General features: G+C 71.2%; 17 protein-coding genes. 8 read left to right on the top strand and 9 right to left on the bottom strand.

The genetic code is table 11. The features are described from left to right. Positions 1–2: 2 nt before the first annotated feature. The 4 genes from KY661_RS12750 to KY661_RS12735 are packed head-to-tail and all read right to left on the bottom strand — an operon-like array spanning position 3 to position 3,382. Entirely contained in the window at positions 3–1,802 is a 1,800-nt protein-coding gene (locus tag KY661_RS12750; RefSeq protein ID WP_225410472.1) for a methyl-accepting chemotaxis protein, read from the bottom strand. Continuing rightward, complete coding sequence (locus KY661_RS12745) at positions 1,799–2,173, bottom strand: protein CrdC (protein ID WP_225410471.1); 375 nt, start codon at positions 2,171–2,173, stop codon at positions 1,799–1,801. Before KY661_RS12745 ends, KY661_RS12750 begins: the two co-directional genes overlap by 4 nt. 3 nt (positions 2,174–2,176) lie before the next feature. After that, entirely contained in the window at positions 2,177–2,611 is a 435-nt protein-coding gene (locus tag KY661_RS12740; RefSeq protein WP_225410470.1) for a chemotaxis protein CheW, read from the bottom strand. Between the two features lie 21 nt (positions 2,612–2,632). Next, positions 2,633–3,382 (bottom strand): OmpA family protein, encoded by a 750-nt coding sequence (locus KY661_RS12735; RefSeq protein WP_225410469.1) that lies wholly within the window; start codon positions 3,380–3,382, stop codon positions 2,633–2,635. A gap of 227 nt (positions 3,383–3,609) precedes the next feature. On the opposite strand from KY661_RS12735, the gene KY661_RS12730 reads away from it, so the two are divergent. Both KY661_RS12730 and KY661_RS12725 read left to right on the top strand, forming a co-directional pair. Beyond that, positions 3,610–5,115: a sigma-54-dependent transcriptional regulator gene (locus KY661_RS12730; RefSeq protein ID WP_225410468.1), complete on the top strand. Its 1,506-nt coding sequence runs from the start codon at positions 3,610–3,612 to the stop codon at positions 5,113–5,115. A gap of 31 nt (positions 5,116–5,146) precedes the next feature. Then, on the top strand, positions 5,147–5,539 hold the full coding sequence (locus KY661_RS12725) for a DoxX family protein (RefSeq protein WP_225410467.1): 393 nt from the start codon (positions 5,147–5,149) through the stop codon (positions 5,537–5,539). 7 nt (positions 5,540–5,546) lie between these two features. Here the strand turns inward: KY661_RS12725 and KY661_RS12720 are convergent, their stop codons facing one another. The 3 genes from KY661_RS12720 to KY661_RS12710 all read right to left on the bottom strand — a co-directional run bounded on the left by KY661_RS12720 (position 5,547) and on the right by KY661_RS12710 (position 10,732). Then, the gene (locus tag KY661_RS12720) at positions 5,547–6,221 is read right to left on the bottom strand and encodes an SOS response-associated peptidase (RefSeq protein WP_225410466.1); all 675 of its coding nucleotides are present in this window, start codon (positions 6,219–6,221) and stop codon (positions 5,547–5,549) included. A gap of 58 nt (positions 6,222–6,279) precedes the next feature. Next, positions 6,280–8,571, bottom strand: a complete 2,292-nt coding sequence (locus tag KY661_RS12715; RefSeq protein WP_225410465.1) for a sensor histidine kinase — start codon at positions 8,569–8,571, stop codon at positions 6,280–6,282. A gap of 151 nt (positions 8,572–8,722) precedes the next feature. Next, positions 8,723–10,732: a S8 family serine peptidase gene (locus KY661_RS12710; RefSeq protein ID WP_225410464.1), complete on the bottom strand. Its 2,010-nt coding sequence runs from the start codon at positions 10,730–10,732 to the stop codon at positions 8,723–8,725. Between the two features lie 221 nt (positions 10,733–10,953). On the opposite strand from KY661_RS12710, the gene KY661_RS12705 reads away from it, so the two are divergent. After that, on the top strand, positions 10,954–11,469 hold the full coding sequence (locus tag KY661_RS12705) for an OmpA family protein (protein WP_225410463.1): 516 nt from the start codon (positions 10,954–10,956) through the stop codon (positions 11,467–11,469). A gap of 109 nt (positions 11,470–11,578) precedes the next feature. Further along, positions 11,579–13,975 carry a glycoside hydrolase family 31 protein gene (locus KY661_RS12700; RefSeq protein ID WP_225410462.1) on the top strand — a complete coding sequence of 799 codons (2,397 nt, stop codon included), beginning with the start codon at positions 11,579–11,581 and terminating at the stop codon, positions 13,973–13,975. Positions 13,976–13,985: 10 nt separating this feature from the next. On the opposite strand, the gene KY661_RS12695 is transcribed toward KY661_RS12700, so the two are convergent. Together KY661_RS12695 and xth are read right to left on the bottom strand one after the other, a co-directional pair. Continuing rightward, positions 13,986–15,572, bottom strand: coding sequence for a GMC oxidoreductase (locus KY661_RS12695; RefSeq protein ID WP_225410461.1), 1,587 nt, complete (start codon positions 15,570–15,572; stop codon positions 13,986–13,988). 78 nt (positions 15,573–15,650) lie between these two features. Continuing rightward, positions 15,651–16,424 (bottom strand): exodeoxyribonuclease III, encoded by a 774-nt coding sequence (gene xth / locus KY661_RS12690; protein ID WP_225410710.1) that lies wholly within the window; start codon positions 16,422–16,424, stop codon positions 15,651–15,653. A 186-nt stretch (positions 16,425–16,610) separates the two neighbouring features. On the opposite strand from xth, the gene KY661_RS12685 reads away from it, so the two are divergent. The 4 genes from KY661_RS12685 (at position 16,611) to KY661_RS37250 (ending at position 23,017) form a co-directional block, all read left to right on the top strand. After that, positions 16,611–17,591 (top strand): tetratricopeptide repeat protein, encoded by a 981-nt coding sequence (locus KY661_RS12685; RefSeq protein ID WP_225410460.1) that lies wholly within the window; start codon positions 16,611–16,613, stop codon positions 17,589–17,591. 100 nt (positions 17,592–17,691) lie between these two features. After that, positions 17,692–20,280 carry a penicillin-binding protein 1A gene (locus tag KY661_RS12680; protein WP_225410459.1) on the top strand — a complete coding sequence of 863 codons (2,589 nt, stop codon included), beginning with the start codon at positions 17,692–17,694 and terminating at the stop codon, positions 20,278–20,280. Continuing rightward, on the top strand, positions 20,277–21,644 hold the full coding sequence (locus KY661_RS12675; RefSeq protein ID WP_225410458.1) for an FG-GAP repeat domain-containing protein: 1,368 nt from the start codon (positions 20,277–20,279) through the stop codon (positions 21,642–21,644). The genes KY661_RS12680 and KY661_RS12675 overlap by 4 nt, the downstream gene beginning before the upstream one ends. Continuing rightward, positions 21,641–23,017, top strand: coding sequence for an ABC transporter substrate-binding protein (locus KY661_RS37250; protein WP_263436968.1), 1,377 nt, complete (start codon positions 21,641–21,643; stop codon positions 23,015–23,017). Before KY661_RS12675 ends, KY661_RS37250 begins: the two co-directional genes overlap by 4 nt. Positions 23,018–23,023 lie beyond the last annotated feature (6 nt).

The raw sequence follows: 23,023 nt of genomic DNA, 5'->3' as shown, positions 1-23,023 counted from the left end.
GCTCAGCCCTCCCTGCCCGCGAGGTGGAAGCGGTCCACCACGAGCTTCAAGTCCCGCGCCAGCGAGGACAGGTCGCTGTTGGCGGCCACCATCTGCTTGGTCGCCGCGGCGTTCTGCTCGGTGACGCGCAGGATGTCCCCCATGGCGGCGGCGAGCTGGTCGGTGCCCGTCTGCTGCTGCTGGGTGGCCAGGGAGATGGAGCGCACCGCGTGCGAGGTCTGCCGCGCCAGCTCCAGGATGAGGCTCAGGCTCTCGTCCACCTGGGCCGCCAGGAGCGTGCCCGCATCGGTCGTCTTCAGCCCTGCCTCCGTGGCCATCACCGCCGCGTGGGTCGCATCGCGAATCTCTTCGATGAGCTGCTCGATGGTGCGCGTGGAGCGGAGGACGTTCTCGGCGAGCCTGCGCATCTCGGCGGCCACCAGCGAGAAGCCCCGGCCCACCTCGCCCGCCTTGGTGCCCTCCAGCTCCGCGTTGACGGCCAAAAGGTCCGTCTTGTCGGCGATCTCGTTGATGAACTCCACCACCTTGCCGATCTGCTGCACGCGCTTGTTGAGCCGCACCACCGCGTCCGCGATGGACTGGTTGTCCTCCTTCATCCGCTGCATGGCGGTGAGGAAGGCGGCCGCGTTGCGCTGGCCCCCTTGGGCCGCGGCGAAGGTGCGCTCGGCGATGCCGGCCACGGACTCGGCGTTGCCGGCGATCTGCTGCGCGCTCCGGGCCAGCTCCTCCGTGGTGGCGCTCGTCTCGTTGAGGGAGCTCGCCTGCTCGTCGGCCCCCGTCTCCTGCTCGCCGGAGGTGGCCACCAGCTGCTCGGTGGTGCTGGAGATCTGCATGCCCGCGCGCCGCATCTGCGCGAGCGCCTGGCCGAGCTGAGCCTGCATCTGCACGAAGGCGGCCGAAGCCGACCACATCTCGTCCTCGGCGGGGATGACGCGCGGGGGGCGCAAGTCCCCCCGGGCAATGCGGGTGGCATCCTCGGTGATGGCCTGCAGCGGCTCGGCCAGCACCGCCCCGCCCGCGTACGCCGTGCTCAGCACCAGCAGGATGACGAGCGCCAGCAAGAGGCCCATGGCCAGCCCGCCCTCGTTCCGAAACTGGGAAATCACCGCCATCTGCGCCTGGGGATCCTGCACCCGGACCATCTGGTCCAGCACGCGCACCGAGCGGTGGATGGTCAGGTCGAGGATGAAGATGGACGGGCTGAGCACCGCGATGGCGGTGAACAGCACCAACCGCTGGCGGACCTTCTGACGCCGGGGCGGCACCGCGGCGATGAACTCCAGCGCCGACAGCCCCTCGTCCGCGATGCGCTCGGCGGCCTTGCGGCTGCGGCGCACCACCAGCAGGTACACGAGCAGCGCGCTCAGGGGCGCCAGCGACGCGCCCGCCAGCGCGATGCGCATCCCCACCTTCCACGCCACCCCCATCAGGGGCGGAAAGAGCACGGCCACCAGCAGCACGCCGCCCAGCCACCCCTGGAGCGTGAACCAGAAGCACCGCTCCGGCACGGCGCGCGCCTCCTGGAGCGCCTCGCGCAGGTGCTGCTGCTGCTGGGGCACCCGGCCCTGCTCCAGCGCCCACAGCACCTTGAGGGCGCGGCGCTCCAGCACCGTGACGAGCCCCAGCGCCAGCGCCACCGCCACCGCCACCAGCCCCAGGAAGGGGCCCCAGTACGCGGGCGCGTCGATGGCATTCGAGAGCGGCCCGTACACCAGCACGAGCACCAGCCCCAGCCCCCCGCTCACCCACGAGGGCTGGGTCATCCAACGCGCCAGCCCCTTCAAGCCCGACTCCGCGGTCATGCGGCCTCCTGCGAGGAGCCCGCCAGAAAGTGCTCGAACTCCACCAGGCTCACCAGGGGCCAGAGCAGACCGCGCGCCAGGATGAAGCCCCGCAGGCTCCCTCCGGCGGCGCGGCCCAAGAGGGAAGGCAGGCCCAGAATCAAATGGGGCTCGGTGTCGATTTCGAGCGTGTCCACGCCCACGCCCTCGCCCGGGCGGGACAGGAGCACCCGGACCGGGTCCGAGCGGTGGCCGAAGGCCAGGCCCGCGGCGAGCGAGCGCCCGTCCAGGGCCGAGGGCAAATCAATGCTGGTCACGTCCTGGGCCAGGAACGCGATGCGATCCGCGCCGGCATGGCACAGCAGGATGCCGGAAGCGCGCGAGGCCAGCATGGCTCACGCCCCCTGACTGAGGTAGTCAAACAGCCCGTCAGGCTCGATGACCGCCACGTCCCGCTGCGCCCCCTTGGCCGGGCCTCTCAGGTGCACGTGGACGCCACTGGCGCCCAGCGGCTCCAGCGTGCCCGTCACCTGGGAGACGCCCGCCACGGTGCTGGCGGTCAGCGCCAGGGTGCCGCGCGGCAGGCGCACCAGCACCGCCCGCCGCGTGGATTGGCTGCCCTTGCCCACCAGCAGGCCGATGTCCACCACCGGGATGACCTCTCCCCGGTGGGCGAACACCCCCAAAAGGTGGACGGGAGCGCCGGGCACCCGCGTCAGCTCGGGGAAGGTAACCACCTCCGCCGCGCTCTCCGCAGGCACCGCATACCAGCTGCTCCCACATGCAAACACAAGGTAGGACTGTCTCGCTTCAGGCTCGATAAGGCCCATCGCGCGGCAGCCTACCTCAGATCAGCGCTGGAACTCGACGCGGCGATTCTGGGCCCACGCCTCCTCGTCCGAGGCGCTGCTAAGCGGGCGCGTCTCGCCGTAGCCCACGGTGGCCAGGCGGCCCGCGGGCACACCCAGGTCGGTCAGGTAGCGCTTGACCGAGGCGGCGCGGCGGTTGGACAGCTGGAGGTTGTACTCCTCGGTGCCGCGGTCGTCGGCGTGGCCCTGCAGGGTGATGCGGCCCTGGGTGGCCTTGATGCAGTCGGCCAGCGAGGACAGCCGGCCCTGGGCCTCGGAGTCCAGGGAGAACTCGTTGAAGCCGAAGCGCACCGGCTCCCAGTCGCAGGCGCTGGCCTGCGCCGTCACGCACTGGCCGCCCTTGCACTCCTGGCCCTCGCCGCAGTCGCTGTTGGCCGAGCAGGTGTTGGAGGGCGCCTGGCACCGGCCGCGCTCGCACTTGCCGCCGCCGGGGCACTGCGCATCATCCTTGCACTGGGCGTCGGCGCACTTGCCCACTTCGCAGATCCGTCCCGAGCCACACTGGGTGTCGGTCGTGCACTCCGGAGGCTTGGGCACGCACTTGTTGGCCTGGCAGGTGAAGCCCTCCTTGCAGTTGGCGTCCGTGGCACACTCCTGGCACTGGCCCTGGACACACACCTCGCCCCGCTCCTGGCACTGATCATCCTTGTCGCAGTTGGGGTACGCCTTCGGACAGCCGGAGAGCACTGCCACGGCGAGAGCGAGCCCCGCCACCATCGAGATCCGACGCATCGTTCACTCCAAAATCCGGTCAATACCCGTCTTCTTTGAGACAGGTTCCCCGGCCCGCGTGTAGTCGCAGCAAGCCATTGAGTCAAAGCAATTTGTCCCCGCCTGGGTCTTCCCCGTCCCTCCCCCCCAAGGCCTTGGGAATCCTTTGGAATCATTGAATCGCCAAGAGGTTTCCCGGACAGTGGGAGCCAGGGCCACACCCGACGCCCCCCGAGGTCTTCCGCGCCATGCCCGCCTCCGTGCTCATCGTCGATGACGAGAAGAACATCCTGCTCACCTTGAGCCAGTCCTTGCAGCTCGCGGGCTACCGCACGGAGCTGGCCAGCTCCGGCCAGGTGGCGCTGGATGTCGTCTCCGCGCGCCCCGTGGACGCGGTGCTCATGGACGTGAAGATGCCCGACATGGATGGGCTCACGGCGCTCGCGCGGCTCCAGGAACTCAAGCCCGAGCTGCCCGTCATCATGATGTCGGGCCACGGCACCATCGACACCGCGGTGAAGGCCACGCAGCTGGGCGCGCGCGACTTCCTGGAGAAGCCCCTGGCGCGCGACAAGCTGCTCGTGGCGCTGCGCAACGCGCTCAAGCACCAGGCGGTGATGGAGGAGCTGCAGGAGCTGCGCGCGCAGATGAGCCGCTACGACATGGTGGGCAGCGGCCCCGGCATGCAGCGCATCTTCTCGCTCATCCAGCGCACCGCCCCCTCCGAGGGCCGGGTGCTCATCACCGGCGAGAACGGCACGGGCAAGGAGCTCATCGCGCGCGCGCTCCACCAGCACTCGCGGCGCAAGGCCGGGCCCTTCGTGAAGCTCAACTGCGCCGCGGTGCCCCACGAGCTCATCGAGAGCGAGCTGTTCGGCCACGAGAAGGGCGCCTTCACCGGCGCGGTGAGCGTGCGGCGCGGCAAGTTCGAGCTGGCCCACGAGGGCACGCTGTTCCTCGACGAGATTGGCGACATGCCCGCCGCCATGCAGGCCAAGCTGCTGCGCGTGCTCCAGGAGGGCGAGCTGGAGCGCGTGGGCGGCACGGAGACGCTCAAGGTGGACGTGCGCGTGCTCGCCGCGACGAACAAGAACCTGGAGAAGGAAATCGCGGCGGGGCACTTCCGCGAGGACCTCTATTACCGCATCAACGTGGTGCAGATTCACTCGCCCCCGCTGCGGGAGCGGCGCGAGGACCTGCCGGACCTCATCGACACGTTCCTCCAGGAGGCCTGCGCGCGCAACGGGCGCAAGCCGCTGCGGCTCTCCCCCGAGGCGCTCACCGTCATGGCCGCCTACCCCTACCCCGGCAACGTGCGGGAGCTGCGCAACCTGGTGGAGCGGCTGGCCATCCTCTGCGAGGGCCCCACCGTCTCCGGCCCGGAGGCCCAGGAGCTGCTGCCCCGCGCCCACGGGCTCGCCGCGCCGCCGGCCGCCAGCGCCCCCGTGTTCCCCGTCTTCCCGGTGGCCTCGCCCGCCGCCCCGCCATCCCCCGGGCCCGCCCTGCCCCGGCCCGCCGAGCTGGCCGCCCCCACGGGCTTCCGGCCCCGGGCGGACCGCACTTTCCGTGAACAGGTGGAGGATGCGGAGCGGGAGATCATCCTGCATGCGCTCGCGCACACGCAGGAGAACGTCACCGAGGCCGCGCGATTGCTGGACCTGGAGCGCGGCCACTTCTACAAGAAGATGAAGGCGCTGGGCCTGCGGCGGGGTGCCGCGGACAAGGAGCCCGCAGCGGGCCCCGGCGGGGACTGAGCCCCGCGCGCGCGCCACGAGGAGACACGGAATGCAGGGTCAGCGAGGGGTTGCCGCGTGGACGCTCGTGCGGCTCGTCTTTGGGCTGTCGCTCGCGCTGGGGCACGGGCTGCCGAAGGTGACGGGCCACATGGCGGGCTTCGCCGAAGGGGTGGCGAGGCTCGGCTTCCCCTTCCCCACGTTCTTCGCCTGGTGCGCGGCGCTCTCGGAGCTCGTGGGCGGGCTGCTCGTGGCGGTGGGGCTCTTCACCCGGCCCGCGGCCCTGGTGGCGGCCTGCACCCTGGCGGTCGCGCTCTACCGCCACCGCGTGGACCCGTTCGGCACGATGGAGAAGGCCCTGGTCTTCCTCACGGTGTTCCTGGCCGTGGTGCTGGCGGGCCCGGGCCCCTGGAGCCTGGACGCCAAGGTGCGGCGGCGGCTCTGAGCCCGCCTCAGGCGGCGACCCGCTCCACGCACGCGGGCAAATCCTGCATGGGCGAGTTCACCACGCGCGACACCTCGTAGGCCTCCAGGCTGTCCTCCTCGAAGGGCACCAGCAGCGGCTGCAGCACCGAGGACTCCTGCGGCCCGGGGCGCAACCACACCTCCTGGCCCTCGGGCGTCAGGAGCACCGGCATCCGGTCATGAATGGGGGCCATCAGGGCATTGGGCCCCGTGGTGAGCAGCGTGCAGGTGCGCACCACCTCGCCCGTCTCGGGGGACGTCCACTCCTCCCACAGGCCGGCCAGCGCCAGGGGCCGGCCGTCCTTGCGGCGGAAGTGGAAGGGCGTCTTGGGCTTGGTTGTCTGGCGCCACTCGAACCAGCCATCGATGAGCGCCAGGCACCGGCGGCGCTTGAAGGCGGCGCGGAAGCTCGGCTTCTCGGCCACCGTCTCGCAGCGCGCGTTGATGAGCTTGTTGCCGATGGCGGCGTCCTTCGCCCACGAGGGGATGAGCCCCCAGCGGTACGCGTCCAGCATCCGCTGGCCGTCGTTGGGCACCACCGCCATGAGCTGGGTGGGGGCCAGGTTGTAGCGGGGCCGTTCAATCGAGGCGCGGATGCCCAGGAGGGCGAATTCCCGCGCGAGGTCCACGGCCGGCGTCTGAAGCGTCACACGTCCACACATGCCCCCAGTATCGCGCGCGCCGCGCGGCGGCACCAACTCCTGGCCCGCGCCGGGCCGCTCACGGCTCGAGCGGCAGCACCACCGTGGCCACCGCCCCCCCGCCCTCCCGCTGCCGCAGGGCAATGGAGCCGTTGTGGCGCCGCACAATCTCCCGGGACACGTAGAGCCCCACCCCCAGCCCGGAGATGTTCGCCACCTCCTGGCGCTCGCCCCGCTCGAAGCGCCCGAAGAGCTGCTCCTTGTCCTCCCCGCCCAGGCCGATGCCGCGGTCGGCCACTTCGACTTCCGCCTCGCCCCCCGGCAGGGACCGCACCCGCACCTCGATGGCGCCCCCCGCAGGACTGTACTTGATGGCGTTGGCCACCAGGTTGTGGAGCACCTGCTCGATGCGCATCTCGTCGAACGCGCCCACCATCGGAGAGACTTCCAGCACGAGGTTGTGGCGGGGCGAGGCCCCCACGAGCGCCTCGGCGACGCGCCGGGCCACCTCCGCCAGGTCCACCCGCGAGCGCTGCAGCGGCAGCTTGCCGGAGCCGAGCTGCGAGGCATCCAGGAGCTGGTTCACCAGCCGCGTGAGCCGGTCCACCTGCCGGTCGAACATCTCCACCCGCTCGGCCTGCGCCTTGCCCACCGCGCGCTTGAGCAACGCCACCTGGACCTTGATGGCCGTGAGCGGCGTCTTCAGCTCGTGGGAGGCGATGGACAGGAAGATGTCCTTCTCCTGGCTCGCCCCCTCGATGGTCTCCATCTGGCGGGAGAGCTGGGCGGCCATTTGATCGAACGTGCGGGCCAGCTCGTGCAGCTCGCGGGGCGCATCCCGCGTGGACTCCTCGGCGCGGGCCTGGCGGTCGCCCGCGGCCAGCCGGAGCGCGGCATCCGCCACGCGGCGCACCGGCGAGAGCACCGCGCGCGCCAGGAACAAGGACACGGCCAGCGTCACCCCGATGGCGCCCGCCACGGTGACGAGCAGCCCGGCGTAGGTCTGCTCGACTTCGCGCTGCAGGATGACCGCCGACTGCTCGACGACCACCCGCCAGCCCACCTGCGCCACGCTCCGCACACAGAACAGGTGCTCCGAGCCGGTCCGGATGATCAGACGTCCATCCGGAAGGCGCTGGTAGCGGGCGGAGCCCGTGCTGCCGACCCGGTCGAGCGCCTCCGCGAGCGGCGTGCCCTCGATGCTGCGCACCTCCGTGGAGACCTCCTCCTGCGAGTCGAAGACCACGCGCTGGCGCGCATCGACGACCCGCACGCGCTGCTGGAGCGTGTGGGCCTGGTCGCGGGCATACGCGCGCATCTTCGGCAAGTCCAACGCGGCGAGCACATAGCCCAGGTACCGGTCCCCGTCCCGGATGGGCGCCACCGTGGCGACCAGCGGCGCCCGCTCCCCCACCCGGCCCAGGAAGACATCGCTGACCAGCGGCCCGTGCGCCTGGCGGGCCTTCCGGACGTACTCCCGGTCCGAGAAATCGGAGCCCGCCAGGGGCCGCCCTTCCGCGTCATGGCGCGGCGAGAACGCCAGCGACCGGCCCTCGGGGCTGCCCACGTAGGCGTAGATGACCTCGGGCGAGTACGTCACCAGCGAGTCGAGCCCATCCTCCAGGAACGTCGCGTTGGGCAGCCCGCCTTGCGGCGTCGCGCGCTCGCTGAGCAGCAGGGACAACTGGGCGACGGAATGCGAGGAGTGTTCGAGCCGCCTCTCGATTTCGCGCACCACGGCGCGCGCGACCTGGAGGTTCTCCTCCTCCACATGGCGCACGGCGGCCTCGTAGCGCGCGCGCCCCTCCACCATGCCCACCCAGAGCAGGGGGAGGAGGGCCCCCAGGGTGAAGGACAGGGCAAAGGCCCGCCCCATGGAGATGGCCGCCACGGGCGCGGGCAGCCACGGCCCCAGGCGCCGCCGCAGGGCGGGCACCAGCAGCGTCACCTGGACGATGAGCGCCGCGAGCAGCCCATTCATGGCCTGCTTGACCCCTGACACCAGGGTGGCCTCGAGGGGAAGCCCCGCCATCACGCCATAGGTCAGCAGGAAGTAGAGCGGGCTGACCAGCCAGAAGAGCCCATCGGCGGTGATGGGCATGAGGCGCCGTCGCATCGCCCCGACGAACAGCCCCTCCAGGACGATGTTGAGCCAGCCCCAGGGGTGCCCCCACAGGAAGTAGGCCTGGATGCCGGAGATGGCGCCCGCGAGCCCCCCCGCGGCAGGGCCCAGCAGCACCGCCGCCATCAGGACCATGCAAGGCCCCAGCAGCAGGTGCACTCCCGGGAGAATCTCGACGGCCGCCAGATTCAGCAGCAGCCCGCCCAGTCCCAGGAGGACGCCCCCTCCGATCCGCTTCCAGATACCCATCCGGGCGCGAATTCAGCCACTTCCGCCCCCCCTTCGGGAGCTTTTCGTCCACCTTTCGCTCAGCCCCTTACACCTGGGGCTCAAACGGCACCGGCGTGGGACCGGAGGAGACTCCGAGCCCACGCCGGGAATGAAGCCCTGCCGCCAGGAACTAGCGGGTGATGGTCAGCGCCGTGTCATCGACGAAGAAGCTCGTCTGCAGGTAGGTGTCCTCGACGCCGTTGAAGTAGATGCGGATCGTCTGGCCCTTGTACGCGGACAGATCGAAGGTCTTCTGGGCGTAGGCCGTGGACTTGTCCAGGTTGCTGTAGCCGGCCAGGGTCGCCTTCACCGCGTTGGCGCTGTCACGCACCTGGATGCTCAGCTTGTCGTACGCCACGCTCTCGGTCTCCGCCGTGGTGATCTTCAGCCAGAACGACAGGCTGGCGCTGCACGCCGTCGCCGGGATGGTCACCGTCTGGTAGGCGTAATCCGTCGCGGTCTTGCCGCGGCCGTTCAGCCAGGCCTTGTAGGTGCCCGTGCGGGGCGCGCTGCCGCTCGTCGTGCCGCTGATGACGCCCGAGGTGGCCGTCCAGCTCGCGGCACCCGACTCGAAGCCGGGGTTGATCAGCAACTGCTCGGTGGTGGAGCAGCTGCCCGTGGTGTTGCTCACCGTCACGGAGACCGCCGCCGAGGAGGCCGAGTTGCCCGACGCGTCGAAGGCCTTGGAGGTCAGCGTGTAGCTGCCGTTGGCCACGCTGGCGGTGTTCCAGCTGATGCTGTACGGCGCGCTGCTGTCGGTGCCGATGAGCGAGGTGCCCGCGTAGAACTCGACGCGGGAGACGCCCACGTTGTCGCTGGCATCCGCGCTGAGGGTGGCCGAGCCGCTGAGCGAGGCGCCGCCCGCGGGGGACGTGATGGAGGTGGACGGAGGCGTGGTGTCGCCCGGGTTCTGGCCGCCATCGCCGATGAAGCCGGTGTAGAGCAGCACGTTCGGCGAGCCCGTGCCGGGGCTGGTCACCTTGCCCGCGGTGCCGTTGTTCACCAGCGCGTCACGCACCTGCTGCGGCGTGGCGGAGGGGTTGGCCGCCAGGTAGAGCGCCGCGGCGCCCGCCACGTGGGGGCTCGCCATCGAGGTGCCGCTGATGGTGCTGGTGGCCGTGGTGCTGTTGTACCAGGCCGAGGTGATGCTGGAGCCCGGGGCGAAGATGTCCAGGCACGTGCCGTAGTTGGAGTAGCTGGCGCGCGCGTCGGTGCGCTCCGTGGCGCCCACGGTGATGGCGCTGGGCGTGCGGGCCGGCGAGTAGCTGCAGGCGTTGCCGTTGTCGTTGCCCGCGGCGACGGCGAACACCACGCCCGCGTTGATGGCGCCGGCGACCGCGTCATCCAGCGTCTGCGAGGCCCCGCCGCCGAGGCTCATGTTGGCCACGGCCGGCTTGATGTGGTTGTTCTTCACCCAGTCCACGCCGGCGATGACGCCCGCGGTGGTGCCCGAGCCGTTGCAGTCCAGCACGCGCACCGGGTGGATGGTGACCTTCTTGGCCACGCCGTAGACGGTGCCGCCCACGGTGCCCGCCACGTGCGAGCCGTGGCCGTTGCAGTCCGTGGCCGCGCCGCCCGCCGTCACCGCGTCAAACCCGTTGCCGATGCGGCCGGTGAACTCGGTGTGGGTGGTCAGCACGCCGGTGTCGACGATATAGGCGTGAACGCCGGTGCCATCGTTGTTGTAGTTGTAGGTGCTGTTGAGCGGCAGCGCGGACTGGTCGATGCGGTCGATGCCCCAGGTGGCCCCCGTCTGGCTCCCCACGGCCTCGACGAAGCTGTCCTCCTCGATGTAGGCCACGCGCGGGTCGGCGAGCAGCTCACGCACCTGCGCCTCGCTCATGCGGGCGGCAAAGCCGTTGATGGCGGACGTGTAGGTGTGCAGCACCTCTCCGCCCGTCTTGAGCACCATCTGCTGGGCAATCTCGCCCTCGGCGGCCAGGGCCACCGTCTTCAGGTCCTTCTTCAGGACGACGATGTAGCGGTTGGGAACGGCGCGCGGGCTGCGCAGCAGCTGCGCCATCTCGCCGAGCTGCTGCCTCGGCTCAGAGGGGCTGCCCTCCTGCTCCTCCATCTCGGCACCACACGCACCGAGCACCAGGAACGACAGGGTGCATGCAGCCTTCGTGATCCGCTTCATGACGGCCTCTTCTTGTCTTGGGGGATGGTCCTGCGCGCCTCGAACAAGGCCAAGCAACGCTACTTGTCACCATTCGAGACCGTCAATACTGATTAACGTCCTCTCGGCTGTTTCACTTCGAATGCATGTATTTCGTTTTGTTTGTTAATTTATAGTTAGACTGGACTGAGCAATCGAAGACACTCGGCCCCCCAGGGCATCACCCACTCACGGAGGTATTCATGCGCCTGAAGGCGCTCTGCATGGCCCTTTCGCTGCTGGCGGCACCGGGCGGAGCACTCGCCCAGAGCAAGCTGGATCAGTTCAAGAAGGCCGCGGGCAACGCGAGCAAGTCCACGCTGGAGAAGAAGATCAACACGAAGCTGACGGAGGATGCGCGCAAGAACCAGTGCAGCTTCAAGTCCGGCACGGATGTGCTGGAGGCCGGCTGCGATCAGAAGCTCAAGAACCTCACCTCCGCGCTCGTCGAGGCCAAGAAGCAGCTCGATGCGGGCGGGGTGAAGAACTACAAGTTCGAGGTCTCCGGCCACACCGACTCCAGCGGTGACGCGGCGAAGAACAAGGCGCTCAGCGAGAAGCGCGCCGCGGTCATCGTGAAGGAGCTGGTGGCCCGGGGCGTGCCGCGCGGGGAGATTGCCGCGGTGGGCCGGGGCTCGGAGCAGCCCCTGGTCAAGCCCGACGACACCGCCGCGAAGAAGGCGAAGAACCGGCGCTACGAAATCCAGGTCCGGCTCTGAGGCACCCCACCGGGTGGGCTGGGTCACTTCTGTCCCGGCCCCCCCGGTGGGTTTTCCAAGCAGGCGATTCAAGTCGCCTAATGGGCCCGCATCCATAGAATCGCGGCCCATGCGTCTGGAACAGACATCCATCGAGCCCAACCGGCTGCACCTGTGGGGCGCGCATGCCGCGCTCGAGATCCGCTGTCCCCTGCCTGGCGTGCTGCGCCTGCGGCACATCCCCGCCTCGCTGACCGCGGGCTTCACCCATCCCCGGCTGGGCCCCAAGACGCCCTTCGCCGTCGTCACCGACGAGGGCCTGCCGCTCCAGGCGCGCCGCGAGGGCAACACGCTCCACGTCACCGCGGAGGGCGTCAGCCTGGAGCTGACGCTGGACACCGGGGCCTGGAGCTTCCGGGACGCCGAGGGGCGCACGCTGGCGCGGTGCGAGTCCGTGTCGGGCGAGAGCGTGCCCAACATGCCGCTCAACCACCACCGCTCGCGGCTGTCGCTGCACGCGCCGGAGGACGAGGCCTACCTGGGCTTCGGGGAGAAGGTGGGCCCGCTGGACAAGCGCGGGCTGCGCTTCGTGTTCTGGAACACGGACATCCAGCCGCACCACCCGGACACGGATCCGCTCTACGTCTCCATTCCCTTCTCCATCGGCCTGCGCCAGGGCGTGGCGTGGGGCTTCTTCCTGGATGAGACGTGGCGCTCGGAAGTGGACGTGGCCTACGCGGACCCCCACCGGGTGAAGTGGGAGAGCTGGGGCCCCGAGCTGGACGCGTACCTCATCGCCGGCCCCCACCCCGCGCAGGTGGTGAGCCGCTACGTGAAGCTCACCGGCAAGCCGCCGCTGCCGCCGCTGTGGAGCCTCGGGGCGCAGCAGTCCCGCTGGGGCTACGAGAGCGCGGAGGACATCCGCAACGTGGTGCAGGCCTACCGCTCCCGGGGGCTGCCCCTGGACGTGGTGTACCTGGATATCGACTACCAGGATGCCTACAAGCTGTGGGAGTGGGACCCCTCGCGCTACCCGGACCCGGAGGGGCTCGCGCGCGACATGGCGGCCGAGGGCGTGCGGCTGGTGCCCATCATCAACCCCAGCCTGAAGGCGGTGCCCGGCTACGCCCTTTATGAGGAGGCCAAGGAGCTCAACTACCTCGTCCGGGCCGACAGCGGCGATGTGCTGGTGGGCGAGGTGTGGGCCAAGCCCGCCACGTTCCCGGACTTCACCCGCGAGGAGGTGCAGCACTGGTGGGGAGAGTGGCACTCGGACTTCCTCCAGCAGGGCATGGCGGGCATCTGGAACGACATGAACGAGCCGGCGTGCTTCTCGCTGCTGGAGGCCTCCGGCAGCGTGTCCGCCACGGGCGCGCGCATGAACGAGGAGGTGCAGCGCACCGAGGGCAAGACGCTGCCGTTCGCGGCGCGCCACGGCACGCGGCGCCACGTGGAGGTGCACAACATCTTCGGCATGGGCATGGTGAAGGCCGGCTACGAGGGGTTCCGTCGGCTGGTGCCCGAGCGCAGGCCCTTCCTGCTGACGCGCGCGGGGTTCGCGGGCATCCAGCGCTACGCCTCGGTGTGGACGGGGGACAACTCCAGCCACTGGGAGCACATGGAGCTGTCGATTCCCATGCTCCTGGGGCTCGGCCTGTCGGGCGTGGGCTTCACGGGCTCGGACATCCCCGGCTTCATCGGCCGGCCCACCCCGGAGATGTTCACCCGCTGGACGCAGCTGGGCGTGTTCTACCCGCTCATGCGCAACCACGCGGCCAAGCCCATGCCCTTCCAGGAGCCGTGGCGCTTTGGCGAGAAGCACCTGGCCCTGGCCAAGGCCGCGCTGGAGCGGCGCTACCGGCTGCTGCCCACGCTCTACTCGCTCATGCACGAGGCGTCGCAGTCGGGCCTGCCCATCCTGCGCGCCCTGCTCATGTTGGATCCGGCGGATCCCCAGGCGGTGCGGGCGTACGACCAGTTCCTCTTCGGACCGGACGTGCTGGTGGCCCCCATCACCAAGCCCGGCCAGACCAAGCGCATGGCCTACCTGCCCAAGGGCGAGTGGCTGGAGTGGCCCAACCTGGAGACGCCGGGCGCCATCGTCCCGGGCGGCCAGTACGTCATCGCCGAGGGCCCCCTGGACACCGTGCCGCTCTGGCTGCGCGCGGGCGGCGCCGTGGCGCTCACCAAGTCCGCCCCGCACACCACGACGGCGAACTGGGAGCACCTGGAGTGGCACATCCACGCCGGTGAGGGCGTGAACGCGACGCTCTACGAGGACGCCGGGGACGGCTATGGGGACTACCGCCTCACCACGCTCACGGGCGGCTTCGACCGGGGCCGCCTCGTGCTGGAGCGGAAAGTCCAGGGCACCCTGCCCCTGGCGCGCCAGACCGAGACGCTGCGCATCTACGGGCTCAAGGGCGTGCGCTCCATCACCGGCGCCCTGGAGCTGCGGGGCGTGGTGAACGGGGTGCTGGAGGTGCCCATGAGCGCCAACTGGGACCGGCTCGTCGTGACGTCCTGAGCCGCGCCGCTCACCCCGTGGGGGCCAGGGCCTTCTTCGCCGGAATGAAGGTCATGGCCCGCTCGGCCAGCGCGGTGATGGTCAGGGACGGGTTGACGCCGGGATTGGCGGACACCGCCGAACCGTCCACCACGTAGAGCCCCTCGTAGCCGAACACCCGGTGCTGGGCGTCGATGACGCCCGACTCGGCCGACTCGCCCATGCAGCAGCCCCCCAGGATGTGGGCCGTCGTGGGAATGCCCAGCACCGTCTCGTTGACCAGGCTCATGGGCATGCCGTCCACCTTCTCGGCCACCCGGCGCGCCAGCTCCGCCGCCTCGGGGATGTTCGCCGTGGGCGCGGGCCCCGCCTTGAGTGACGTGACGAGCCCCTGGCGCAGCCCCGTCAGCGCGCCCCGCCCCCGCTTCATGCTCAGGTGCCCATCGAGGGTGCGCATATAGAGGAGGATGATGGTCTGCTTCGCGTAGTCGCGGACGGTCAGCACCCGCATCAACTTGAGCGGATGGCGCAGCACACTGCCCAGGAGCCGGGCCAGCCGCGTCACCACCCCCTCGCCCGTGACATACGGCGCGCCCAGCATCCGGAAGAACCCCGAGCCCGCCGAGTAGCGCACCGGCTCCAGGTGCGAGTGCTCATCCGTATGCAGGATGGAGCCAATGGCGATGCCCCGGGACAGGTCCTGCTGCCTCCGGGGGGACACCACACCGATGAGCGCCTCGGAGTTGGTGCGCACCGCCTCCCCCAGCCGGTCCGACAGCCGGGGGAGCCCGCCGGGGCTCGCCTTCAGCTTGAGCAGCAGGTCCACCGTGCCCAGCACGCCCCCGGCGAAGATGACGTGGTGCGCGGTGAAGCGGCGCTTGCGGCGGAAGAACGAGGCGCCCTCCAGGGCCTCCACCTCGTAGCCCCCCCCGGGCAGCGGACGCACCCAGGTGGCCTCCGTGTCCGCATGAATGGACAACCCGCGCTTCTCCGCGAGGTACAGGTAGTTCTTGTCGAGCGTGTTCTTCGCCCCGTGCCGGCACCCCAGCATGCAGCCGCCGCAGGCGTTGCACCCGGTGCGCGGGGGCCCCTCTCCTCCGAAGAAGGGGTCCGGCACGGTGACGCCCGGCTCCCCGAAGTAGACGGCCACGGAGGTGGGCTGGAAGTCCGTGCGGCCCATCTCCTGGCCCACCTCCTGGAGCAGCTGATCCGGCAGCGTGCGCAGCGGGTTCACCCGGGCCCCGAGCATCCGCTGCGCCTCGCGGTAGTGCGGCGCCAGCTCGCTCTTCCAGTCCGCCAGGCGGCTCCAGTCCCCATTCTGGAAGAAGTAGTCCTTCGGGATGGGCAGCGTGTTGGCGTAGACGAGCGAGCCCCCCCCTACCCCCACGCCTGACATCACGGTGACGTGGCGGAAGAAGGTCATCTTGAACAACCCGCGCCAGCCGAGCTGGGGCATCCACAGCCACCGCTTGAGATCCCAGTTCGTCTTCGGGAAGTCCTGGGACTGGAGGCGGCGGCCTTTCTCCAGCATCCGCACGCGGTAGCCCTTCTCCGTCAGCCGCAGCGCGCTCACGCTGCCGCCGAACCCCGAGCCAATGATGAGCCAGTCGCAATCCATGGAAGCCTCCATCCCAAGATGGAGAGGCTTCTTAGCGGATGGCGTGCTTCCGGGCTCGCCTGGCCGCCGGGCAGTGCTTCAGTCCCGGAATTCGGACCAGACGGGGGCGTGGTCCGACGGCTGCTTGCCCTTGCGCTCTTCCCGGTCGATCTCCGCCTTCACCAGCCGCTCCACCAGGGGCGCGGTGGCGAAGATGTGGTCGATGCGCACGCCCAGGTTCTTGGGGAACGACAGGCCCCGGTAGTCCCACCAGCTGAACTTCTTCTCCAGCGTGGGGTGCAGCTTGCGGAACGTGTCCGCCAGCCCGAAGGCGCACATGCGCTGCAGCGCGTCCCGCTCCTTCAGCGTGAAGAGCGTCTGCCCCTCCCAGGCCGCCGGGTCGTACACGTCGATGGGCTCGGGGGCCACGTTCCAGTCCCCGCACAGCACCAGCGCCTGGTCCGGCGTGTGCCGCGTGTCCAGGTAGCGCCGCAGCCGCGCGTACCACTCCAGCTTGTAGACGTAGGCCGGGGAGTCCACCGCCTGGCCGTTGGGCACGTAGGCGCTGACCACGCGGACCCCATTCACGGTGGCCGCGATGAGCCGCGCGTGGGAGTCCTCCACGTCATCCGACAGGCCCCGCACCACGTCCGTGGGCTCCGTCTTCGCGAGGATGGCCACGCCGTTGTACGTCTTCTGCCCATGGGTGACGGCGTGGTAGCCCGCCTCGCGGACCGCCTCCGTGGGGAAGTCCGCGTCCACGCACTTCAGCTCCTGGAGGCAGAGCACGTCCGGCTGGTGGGCCTTCAGCCAGTTCACCAGGCGCTCCTGCCGCGCCCTCACCGAGTTCACGTTCCAGCTGGCGATCTTCATCGCGCGCCACCGTTGCATGCCACCCGCGCCCCTTCCACGCTTTTCCCCACCCCTCCGTGGCCCGGCGGACACACTCCCCTCTGGCGCCCGAGGGAAAAGCCGCTGGCACGCGGGTCGCATTGAGGAAGGGGCACGGAGCGCGGAGTGCCCCTGCCAGGGCGTCCTCACCTCCGGGAGGGTCGCACCATGAAGAAGAGGTCCCCCAAGTCCCGCCTGCTGCCGTCCCTCTTACCCGCCGTGGCAGCCCTGATCTTCGCCGCCCAGCAGGGGCTCCAGGACTCGACCCCTCCCGCCCCCATCCCCACGGTCCCCAGGGCCCTCCTGCCGGAGGCGGAGCTTCCCCTGGGGCCGGTGGAGCGTCCCGAGGTGGCGGAGCATGTGCCCCAGACGGACGTCCCGGAGGCTTCCGCCGACACCCTGAGCCTTCCCCACGAGCACCTCTACCGGGTGAACCACCTGGCCCGGGCCCGGACCCTGAGCGAGCTGGGCGACCCGGCCGGGGCCATCACCGAGTGCCGGCGCGCCCTGCACGACGACCCCGGACACGAGGAAGCCTTGCGGCTCCTGGCCCGCCTGGCGCCGCGCGCGGGGAGCCCGGATCTGGCCCTGCAGGCCCTGGCCCGCCTGGGGGACCAGTTCCCGGAGGACGCCTCCCCGCTCATCCAGCAGGCGCGCCTGCTCGTCACCCTGGGCCGGTTCCCGGAGGCCGTGCGCGTGGGCGAAGAGGCCCTCCTGCGGGAGCCCGAGGAGGCCGAGGTGTACCAGGTGCTCGGCCGGGCCCACCTGGCCACGGGCGCGCTCCCCGAGGCCATCCTCCGCCTCCAGCAGGCCGTCCACCTGGATCCCGAGCACGGCCACGCGCTCAACAACCTGGGCTTCGCCTGGCTGCGCGCCAACGAGAACCAGAAGGCCGCCGAGGTGCTCGCCCGCGCCGCGGCCCTGCTCCCCCATGTGGGCCACGTCCACAACAACCTGGGGGTGGCCTACGAGCGGCTCGGCCGCATGGCCGAGGCCCAGGCCGCCTACGCCGCCGCCACCCAGCTCTCCCCGCGCTACGTCAAGGCGCGCGTCAACGCCCACCGGATGAATGCCGTGGCCCGCCTCCAGGGGACCCCCGCCCTCCTGGAGGAGCCCCGGGTTCCGGTTTCTCAAGGGTTGGAGCGGTAGGGCCCCGGGCCTTCGCTTGTGTCCAGGCAGGTTTCCGTTCCCTGCCCATCGGTCTAACGTGCTTTTCCTCCTCCCGAGCCCCATGAACCCGGCACGAGCGATGTCCACGCCTCCCGACGCCCTTCCTCCTTCCGAACCGCCCCAGGTTCCCCCTCCTCCCTCCCGCCCCGGGCCCGGCGCCCGCATCTGGAAGTGGACGAAGCGGCTGCTCATCGCCGCGGGAGTGGCCCTGGTGCTGGCGGGCATCGCGGGCGTGAGCGCCTACTCCTACTTCAGCCAGGGCCTGCCTTCGGTGGAGGCCCTGCGCAACTACCAGCCTCCGCAGGTGACGAAGGTCACCTGTGGGGATGGCTCGCTCTGCGCGGAGTTCTACAACGAGCGCCGCACGCTGGTGCGCATCGAGGATCTGCCCGCGCACGTGCGCAACGCGTTCCTCGCCGCCGAGGACGCGGACTTCTACAAGCACGAGGGCCTGGACTTCTTCGGCATCACCCGCGCGGCCCTGAAGAACCTCATCCCCGGCAGCCGCAAGTCCGGCGCCTCCACCATCACGCAGCAGGTGGTGAAGAACCTGCTGCTCACCCCGGAGCGGAGCCTCACGCGCAAGATTCGCGAGTGGATCCTCACCCCGCGCGTGGAGGAGGCCTTCACCAAGGATCAGATCCTCAACCTCTACGTCAATCAGATCTACTACGGGCAGCGGCGCTACGGCCTGGAGGAGGCCGCGCTCTTCTACTTTGGCAAGCACGCCAAGGACCTGAGCCTCGGCGAGGCCACGGTGCTGGCCGGCACGCCCCAGTCCCCGCACCGCATCAACCCGGTGACGAACATCGTGCGCGCCAAGTCGCGGCAGAAGTACGTGCTGGAGCAGATGGCGCGCAACGGCTTCGCCTCCCGCGAGGACGTGGACGCGGAGATGGAGAAGCCCATCGTCCTGGCGCCCCGGCAGACGCCCCGCGTGGGCGCCTACTACGCCGAGGAGATGCGCCGCACGCTCATCGAGCGCTACGGGGAGCAGGCGGTGCTCGAAGGCGGCCTGCGCGTGCAGATCGCCATGGAGCCCAAGCACCAGGCGGTGGCGGAGGAGGCGGTGCGCAATGGCCTGGAGGCGCTCGACCGGCGCCAGGGCTACCGCGGGCCCCTGGGCACCGTGGAGGCGCAGCGCTTCGGGCGCATGAAGGACCTCATCGCCCACCGCATCGACGAGGCCGGGCGCCGGCAGAAGGACGCCGAGTACGTGGCGGATCTCTCCCCGCTGGCCAAGGCGGCCCCCGAGCCCGAGGCCACGGGCGGCGAGGGCGCCGAGGAGCAGCGCCCGGAGCTCACCCCCGAGGAAGAGGCCCCGCCCTCCGCCGAGGAGACCCTGGTGGGCTCCGTGCCCCTCGTCCCCCTGAAGGAGGGGCTGCGCCTGGCCGGCTACATCGCCTCGGTGGATGACAAGCGGAACGTGGCCCGGGTGGACCTCGTCAGCCGCACCGCGGAAGTCTCCTTGCCCACGGTGAAGTGGGCCCGGATGAAGGGCAAGGGCGCGCCCGCGAAGATCTCCGATGTGTTCACGCCGGGCGAGCTGGTGCTCGTGCGCATCACCAAGCCCACCCCGGCGCCCGCCGCCGTGGAGGCCACGCTGGATCAGATCCCCGTGGCCCAAGGGGGCCTCGTCGTCATCCGGCCCTCGGACCGGCACGTGCTGGCGCTGGTGGGGGGCTATGACTTCGACCGCTCGTCGTTCAACCGCGCCACGCAGGCCAAGCGGCAGCCGGGCTCGTCCTTCAAGCCCTTCCTCTATGCGGCGGCGCTCGGCAGCGGCCGCTACACGCCGCTGAGCACGGTGAACGACGCGCCCGAGGCCATCCGCGACCCGTACACCGGCAAGCAGTGGAAGCCGAAGAACTTCGACAACCGGTTCGATGGCCCCATGACGCTGCGCGAGGCGCTCACCAAGTCCAAGAACACCGTGTCCGTGCGGCTCATCGAGTCGCTCACCCCCGCCGCCGTCATCGACTACGCGCGCCGCGCGGGCATCTCCTCGGCGCTGCCGGAGAACCTCACGCTGGCGCTGGGCACCGGCGAGGTGACGATGCTGGAGGCCGCCAACGCCTACGCCACGCTCCAGGCCAACGGCCGCTATGCGGACCCGCTGCTGCTGCTGCGCGTGCAGGACGCGCAGGGCCTCGTGCTGGAGGAGCACCAGCCCGCCTTCGAGGAGAAGCTGCCCCCGGCGGTGGCCTACCTCACCACGACGCTCATGCGCAGCGTCGTCGAGGAGGGCACCGCCAAGGCCGTGCGCGAGCTGAACCGCCCCGCGGCCGGCAAGACGGGCACCACCAACGAGTCCAAGGACACGTGGTTCTCCGGCTACACCATGGACTACGTGGCCAGCGCCTGGGTGGGCTTCGATGACAACACCCCGCTGGGCAGCACGGAGACGGGTGGCCGCGCGGCCCTGCCCATCTGGCTGGACTTCATGCGCGTGGCGCACGAGGGGCTGCCCGTGCGCGACTTCGAAGTGCCCCCCGGCATCATCGCCGTGCGGATCGACCCCTCGACCGGGCTGCTCGCCGGCAACGCCGTGCCCGGACGGCTCGAATCCTTCATGGAGGGCACCCAGCCCACCGCCGAGGCGCCGCCCCCGGGCCAGGTGGACCCGAGCGGGTTCTTCCTCGAGGACGGCAACCGGAGAGGTTTGTGAGCCGCCTTCTCGTCCCGCTCCTGCTGTCCACCCTGGCCGTGGCCGCTGCCGTGGCCGCCCCCGTGGAGGGGCCTCCTTCCGTCGAGCGGCTCGCGCAGCTCGTGGCCGAGGACGTGCGCGCCCAGTCTCCCGAGGCCCCCGTCGCCCTTCACCTGAGCGGCGCCTCGCCCGAGATGCGGCGCGCGATGGGGACCCTGCTCGCCTCGCGGCTGGCCGCGCTGGAGCTGGGCCCGATGGTGCTGGAGGCCCCCTCCCCCGAGGCGGCCGAGGCGCTGGCCCGGGAGAAGGGCGCCCGCGCGCTCGTGCGCCTCACCCTCTCGCTTCAGGAGGGCGCGCTGCATGCCCGGGGCGATGTGCTGGGCACCTGGGCCAACTTCTGGTCCGGGCGCACCCCGACCCGGCCCGCCAGCCCCGCCGCGGCGGTGACGCGGTCCGTGGAGGCCGACGCGGGCACGCTGGCCCTCATCTCGGTGGTGCCTCCGCCCAGCAGCACGGGCTCGGTGATGCCGCTCGCCCCCGTGTCCGGCTCCCGCCAGGTGCGGCTGATGGGCGCGGTGCTGGTGCAGCTGGAGCAGCCCCCCGCCGCCCTCGCCGCGGGAGACCTGGATGGCGATGGCCGGGACGAGGTGGCGGTCCTCACCCACCGGGCCGTGTCCGTCTATGCGGCGGATGGGCGCCTGCTCGCGCGCCGCGACATCGAAGGCATTCCCCTGAGCTCCACCCCCCCGCGGGAGCCCTTCGGCGTGGTGGCCGTCCTGCCCCAGCCGCCCCGGCTGGCGGCCTGGTCCGCCCACTTCGCCCACGGGGAGGTGCTGGTGCTGGACCGGGCCCAGGGCGCGCTGCGGCCCATTGGCCCGCTGGACACCGCGCCCCTGGGCGCCAACGAGCGCGCCAGCTTCACGCCGGGCCGGACGACGTTCGCGCCGGAGGTCCGGGTGGGCGAGGGCCAGCTGCTCTCCGTCCCCGCCCCCTTCGTCAGCGCGAGCCTCGCCGCCTCCCAGCTGCTCTTCGTCCACCCGGATGGTGGCGGCTCGCTCTATCCCCGGGCCACCACCCCGCCCATCCGCATGCAGGGGCTGGGCGCCGGCAGCGCGCTGGGCGACCTGGATGGGGATGGGCGGCCCGAGTTGATCACCACCTCCCCGCTCCTCTTCCCCAACCCCGACTTCGTGCGCGTCCACGCGCTCACCGGGGATGACCCCACGGCCCACAGCCCGCTCTGGCAGAGCACCCTGCCGGTGGGCCGCGCGCTGCAGGTGGTGACGGCCGACCTGGACCTGGACCACCGGCGGGAAGTCCTCGTGGGCCTCTGGCTCCCGGATGGCACGGGCCAAGTCTTCCTCATGCGCCAGGGGGCGCCATGACACTCCGGCACGCTCTCGCAGGCCTTCTCGTCCTCGGCGCCGCCCCCACGCTCGCCGCGGGGCGCGTTCCCTATGGGGGCGAGCTGCGGCTGGCCCACACGGGCCCGGCCCCCCAGGGGGACCCCACGCTCGCGGACACCCCCGTGGAGGCCACGCTCCTGGGCCTCCAGTCCCGCCCGCTCTGCCGGCTGGAGGCGAACGGCACCGCCCACCCCGCCGTGGCGCGAGAGCTGTCCCGGCCCATGGCCCAGACGGTGCGCATCGCCCTGCCCTCGCTGGGCCTGGCCAACACCCTGGCCCGGGCGTGGACGCGCTTCACGGGCACCGACGCCCCGTCGCCCTACCGCGCGCTGCTCTTCGCCGTGAACGGCGAGGCCCGGCAGCTCTCCCCCCGGGGCGCGGCCCTGGAGCTGCCCCTGTCCTTTCCCTGGCCGGACCTGGAGCGCTCGCTGTGCCACCCGGCGCTGGCCCTGCCCGTCACCACGGGCGCCCCGTCCCTGGGGCCCTTCGCCTCCACCACCCCGGGCGTCTTCGACGCGCGGCTCGGCTACCCCGAGGGCCGTCCCTATCTCGACCGCCTCCTGGTGACCCGGACGGATGAGCGGGGCCTCACGCGGATGTGGAACGCCCGGCAGGTCCACGTGGCGCTGGGGGCCTTGCCGGAAGCCGGTGCCCCCGTGGGGGCGGCGCTCCATGCCACCTACCTCGCCTTCTCGCCACGCCGGGTGCCCGCGGACTTCCGGCAGGCCTTCGAGAGCGCCATCGACCGGGACGACTTGATTCGCCTCTTCGTGCGCGCCCCCGCGGTGCCCATGCCCCACCTGCTGCCGCCCGCCCTGCTGGCCCAGGCGCCCCGGCCGCGCCCGGGCTCCCCCGCATCCGGGGGCACGCGGACGGTGACGCTGCTCTACGACGCGGGCATCGAGGACCAGCGCGCGGTGGCCGAGCGCATCCAGGTGAAGCTCCACGAGCGTGGCTACAAGGTCGCGCTGGAGCCCCTGCCCCGCGCCACCCTGCGCTCCCGCTGGGCCAAGGGGGACTTTGACTTGATGCTGCACGCGCTGCTGTTGCCGCCGCTGCCGGGCCCCGCGCTGGCGGTGGTGCTGGACGCGGCCGGCCGGAAGGACCTGCTGGGCGTGGAGCTGCCCCTCATTGGCGCCATCGAGGACGCCTCCGCGAGGGATACCCGGGCCCGGGAGCGGGCGCTCGCCCTGGCCCCCTCCGTGCCCCTGCTACCTTTATATGCGCAGGGCCTCGGCCTGCGCGTGGCCCCCGAAGTCGAGGGCCTGGAGATGGATGCCCAGGGGCTGCCCCTGCTCGAAGGGGCCTACCTGCCACCGGAGCCCCCGGCTCCCCCCGGCGGCCGGAAGTGAGAAGGC

The sequence above is a fragment of the Allostigmatella hybrida genome (assembly GCF_020103775.1).
In the GTDB taxonomy this organism is placed as follows: Bacteria; Myxococcota; Myxococcia; order Myxococcales; family Myxococcaceae; genus Hyalangium; species Hyalangium aurantiaca.
Note: the sequence above shows the minus strand (reverse complement) of the source record. Positions and strands in the feature narration are given on the sequence as shown.

Coding starts and splice junctions, on each gene's coding strand:
- KY661_RS12750 (WP_225410472.1), bottom strand. CDS start 1,802: ATGACCGCGGAGTCGGGCTTGAAGGGGCTGGCGCGTTGGATGACCCAG.
- KY661_RS12745 (WP_225410471.1), bottom strand. CDS start 2,173: ATGCTGGCCTCGCGCGCTTCCGGCATCCTGCTGTGCCATGCCGGCGCG.
- KY661_RS12740 (WP_225410470.1), bottom strand. CDS start 2,611: ATGGGCCTTATCGAGCCTGAAGCGAGACAGTCCTACCTTGTGTTTGCA.
- KY661_RS12735 (WP_225410469.1), bottom strand. CDS start 3,382: ATGCGTCGGATCTCGATGGTGGCGGGGCTCGCTCTCGCCGTGGCAGTG.
- KY661_RS12730 (WP_225410468.1), top strand. CDS start 3,610: ATGCCCGCCTCCGTGCTCATCGTCGATGACGAGAAGAACATCCTGCTC.
- KY661_RS12725 (WP_225410467.1), top strand. CDS start 5,147: ATGCAGGGTCAGCGAGGGGTTGCCGCGTGGACGCTCGTGCGGCTCGTC.
- KY661_RS12720 (WP_225410466.1), bottom strand. CDS start 6,221: ATGTGTGGACGTGTGACGCTTCAGACGCCGGCCGTGGACCTCGCGCGG.
- KY661_RS12715 (WP_225410465.1), bottom strand. CDS start 8,571: ATGGGTATCTGGAAGCGGATCGGAGGGGGCGTCCTCCTGGGACTGGGC.
- KY661_RS12710 (WP_225410464.1), bottom strand. CDS start 10,732: ATGAAGCGGATCACGAAGGCTGCATGCACCCTGTCGTTCCTGGTGCTC.
- KY661_RS12705 (WP_225410463.1), top strand. CDS start 10,954: ATGCGCCTGAAGGCGCTCTGCATGGCCCTTTCGCTGCTGGCGGCACCG.
- KY661_RS12700 (WP_225410462.1), top strand. CDS start 11,579: ATGCGTCTGGAACAGACATCCATCGAGCCCAACCGGCTGCACCTGTGG.
- KY661_RS12695 (WP_225410461.1), bottom strand. CDS start 15,572: ATGGATTGCGACTGGCTCATCATTGGCTCGGGGTTCGGCGGCAGCGTG.
- xth (WP_225410710.1), bottom strand. CDS start 16,424: ATGAAGATCGCCAGCTGGAACGTGAACTCGGTGAGGGCGCGGCAGGAG.
- KY661_RS12685 (WP_225410460.1), top strand. CDS start 16,611: ATGAAGAAGAGGTCCCCCAAGTCCCGCCTGCTGCCGTCCCTCTTACCC.
- KY661_RS12680 (WP_225410459.1), top strand. CDS start 17,692: ATGTCCACGCCTCCCGACGCCCTTCCTCCTTCCGAACCGCCCCAGGTT.
- KY661_RS37250 (WP_263436968.1), top strand. CDS start 21,641: ATGACACTCCGGCACGCTCTCGCAGGCCTTCTCGTCCTCGGCGCCGCC.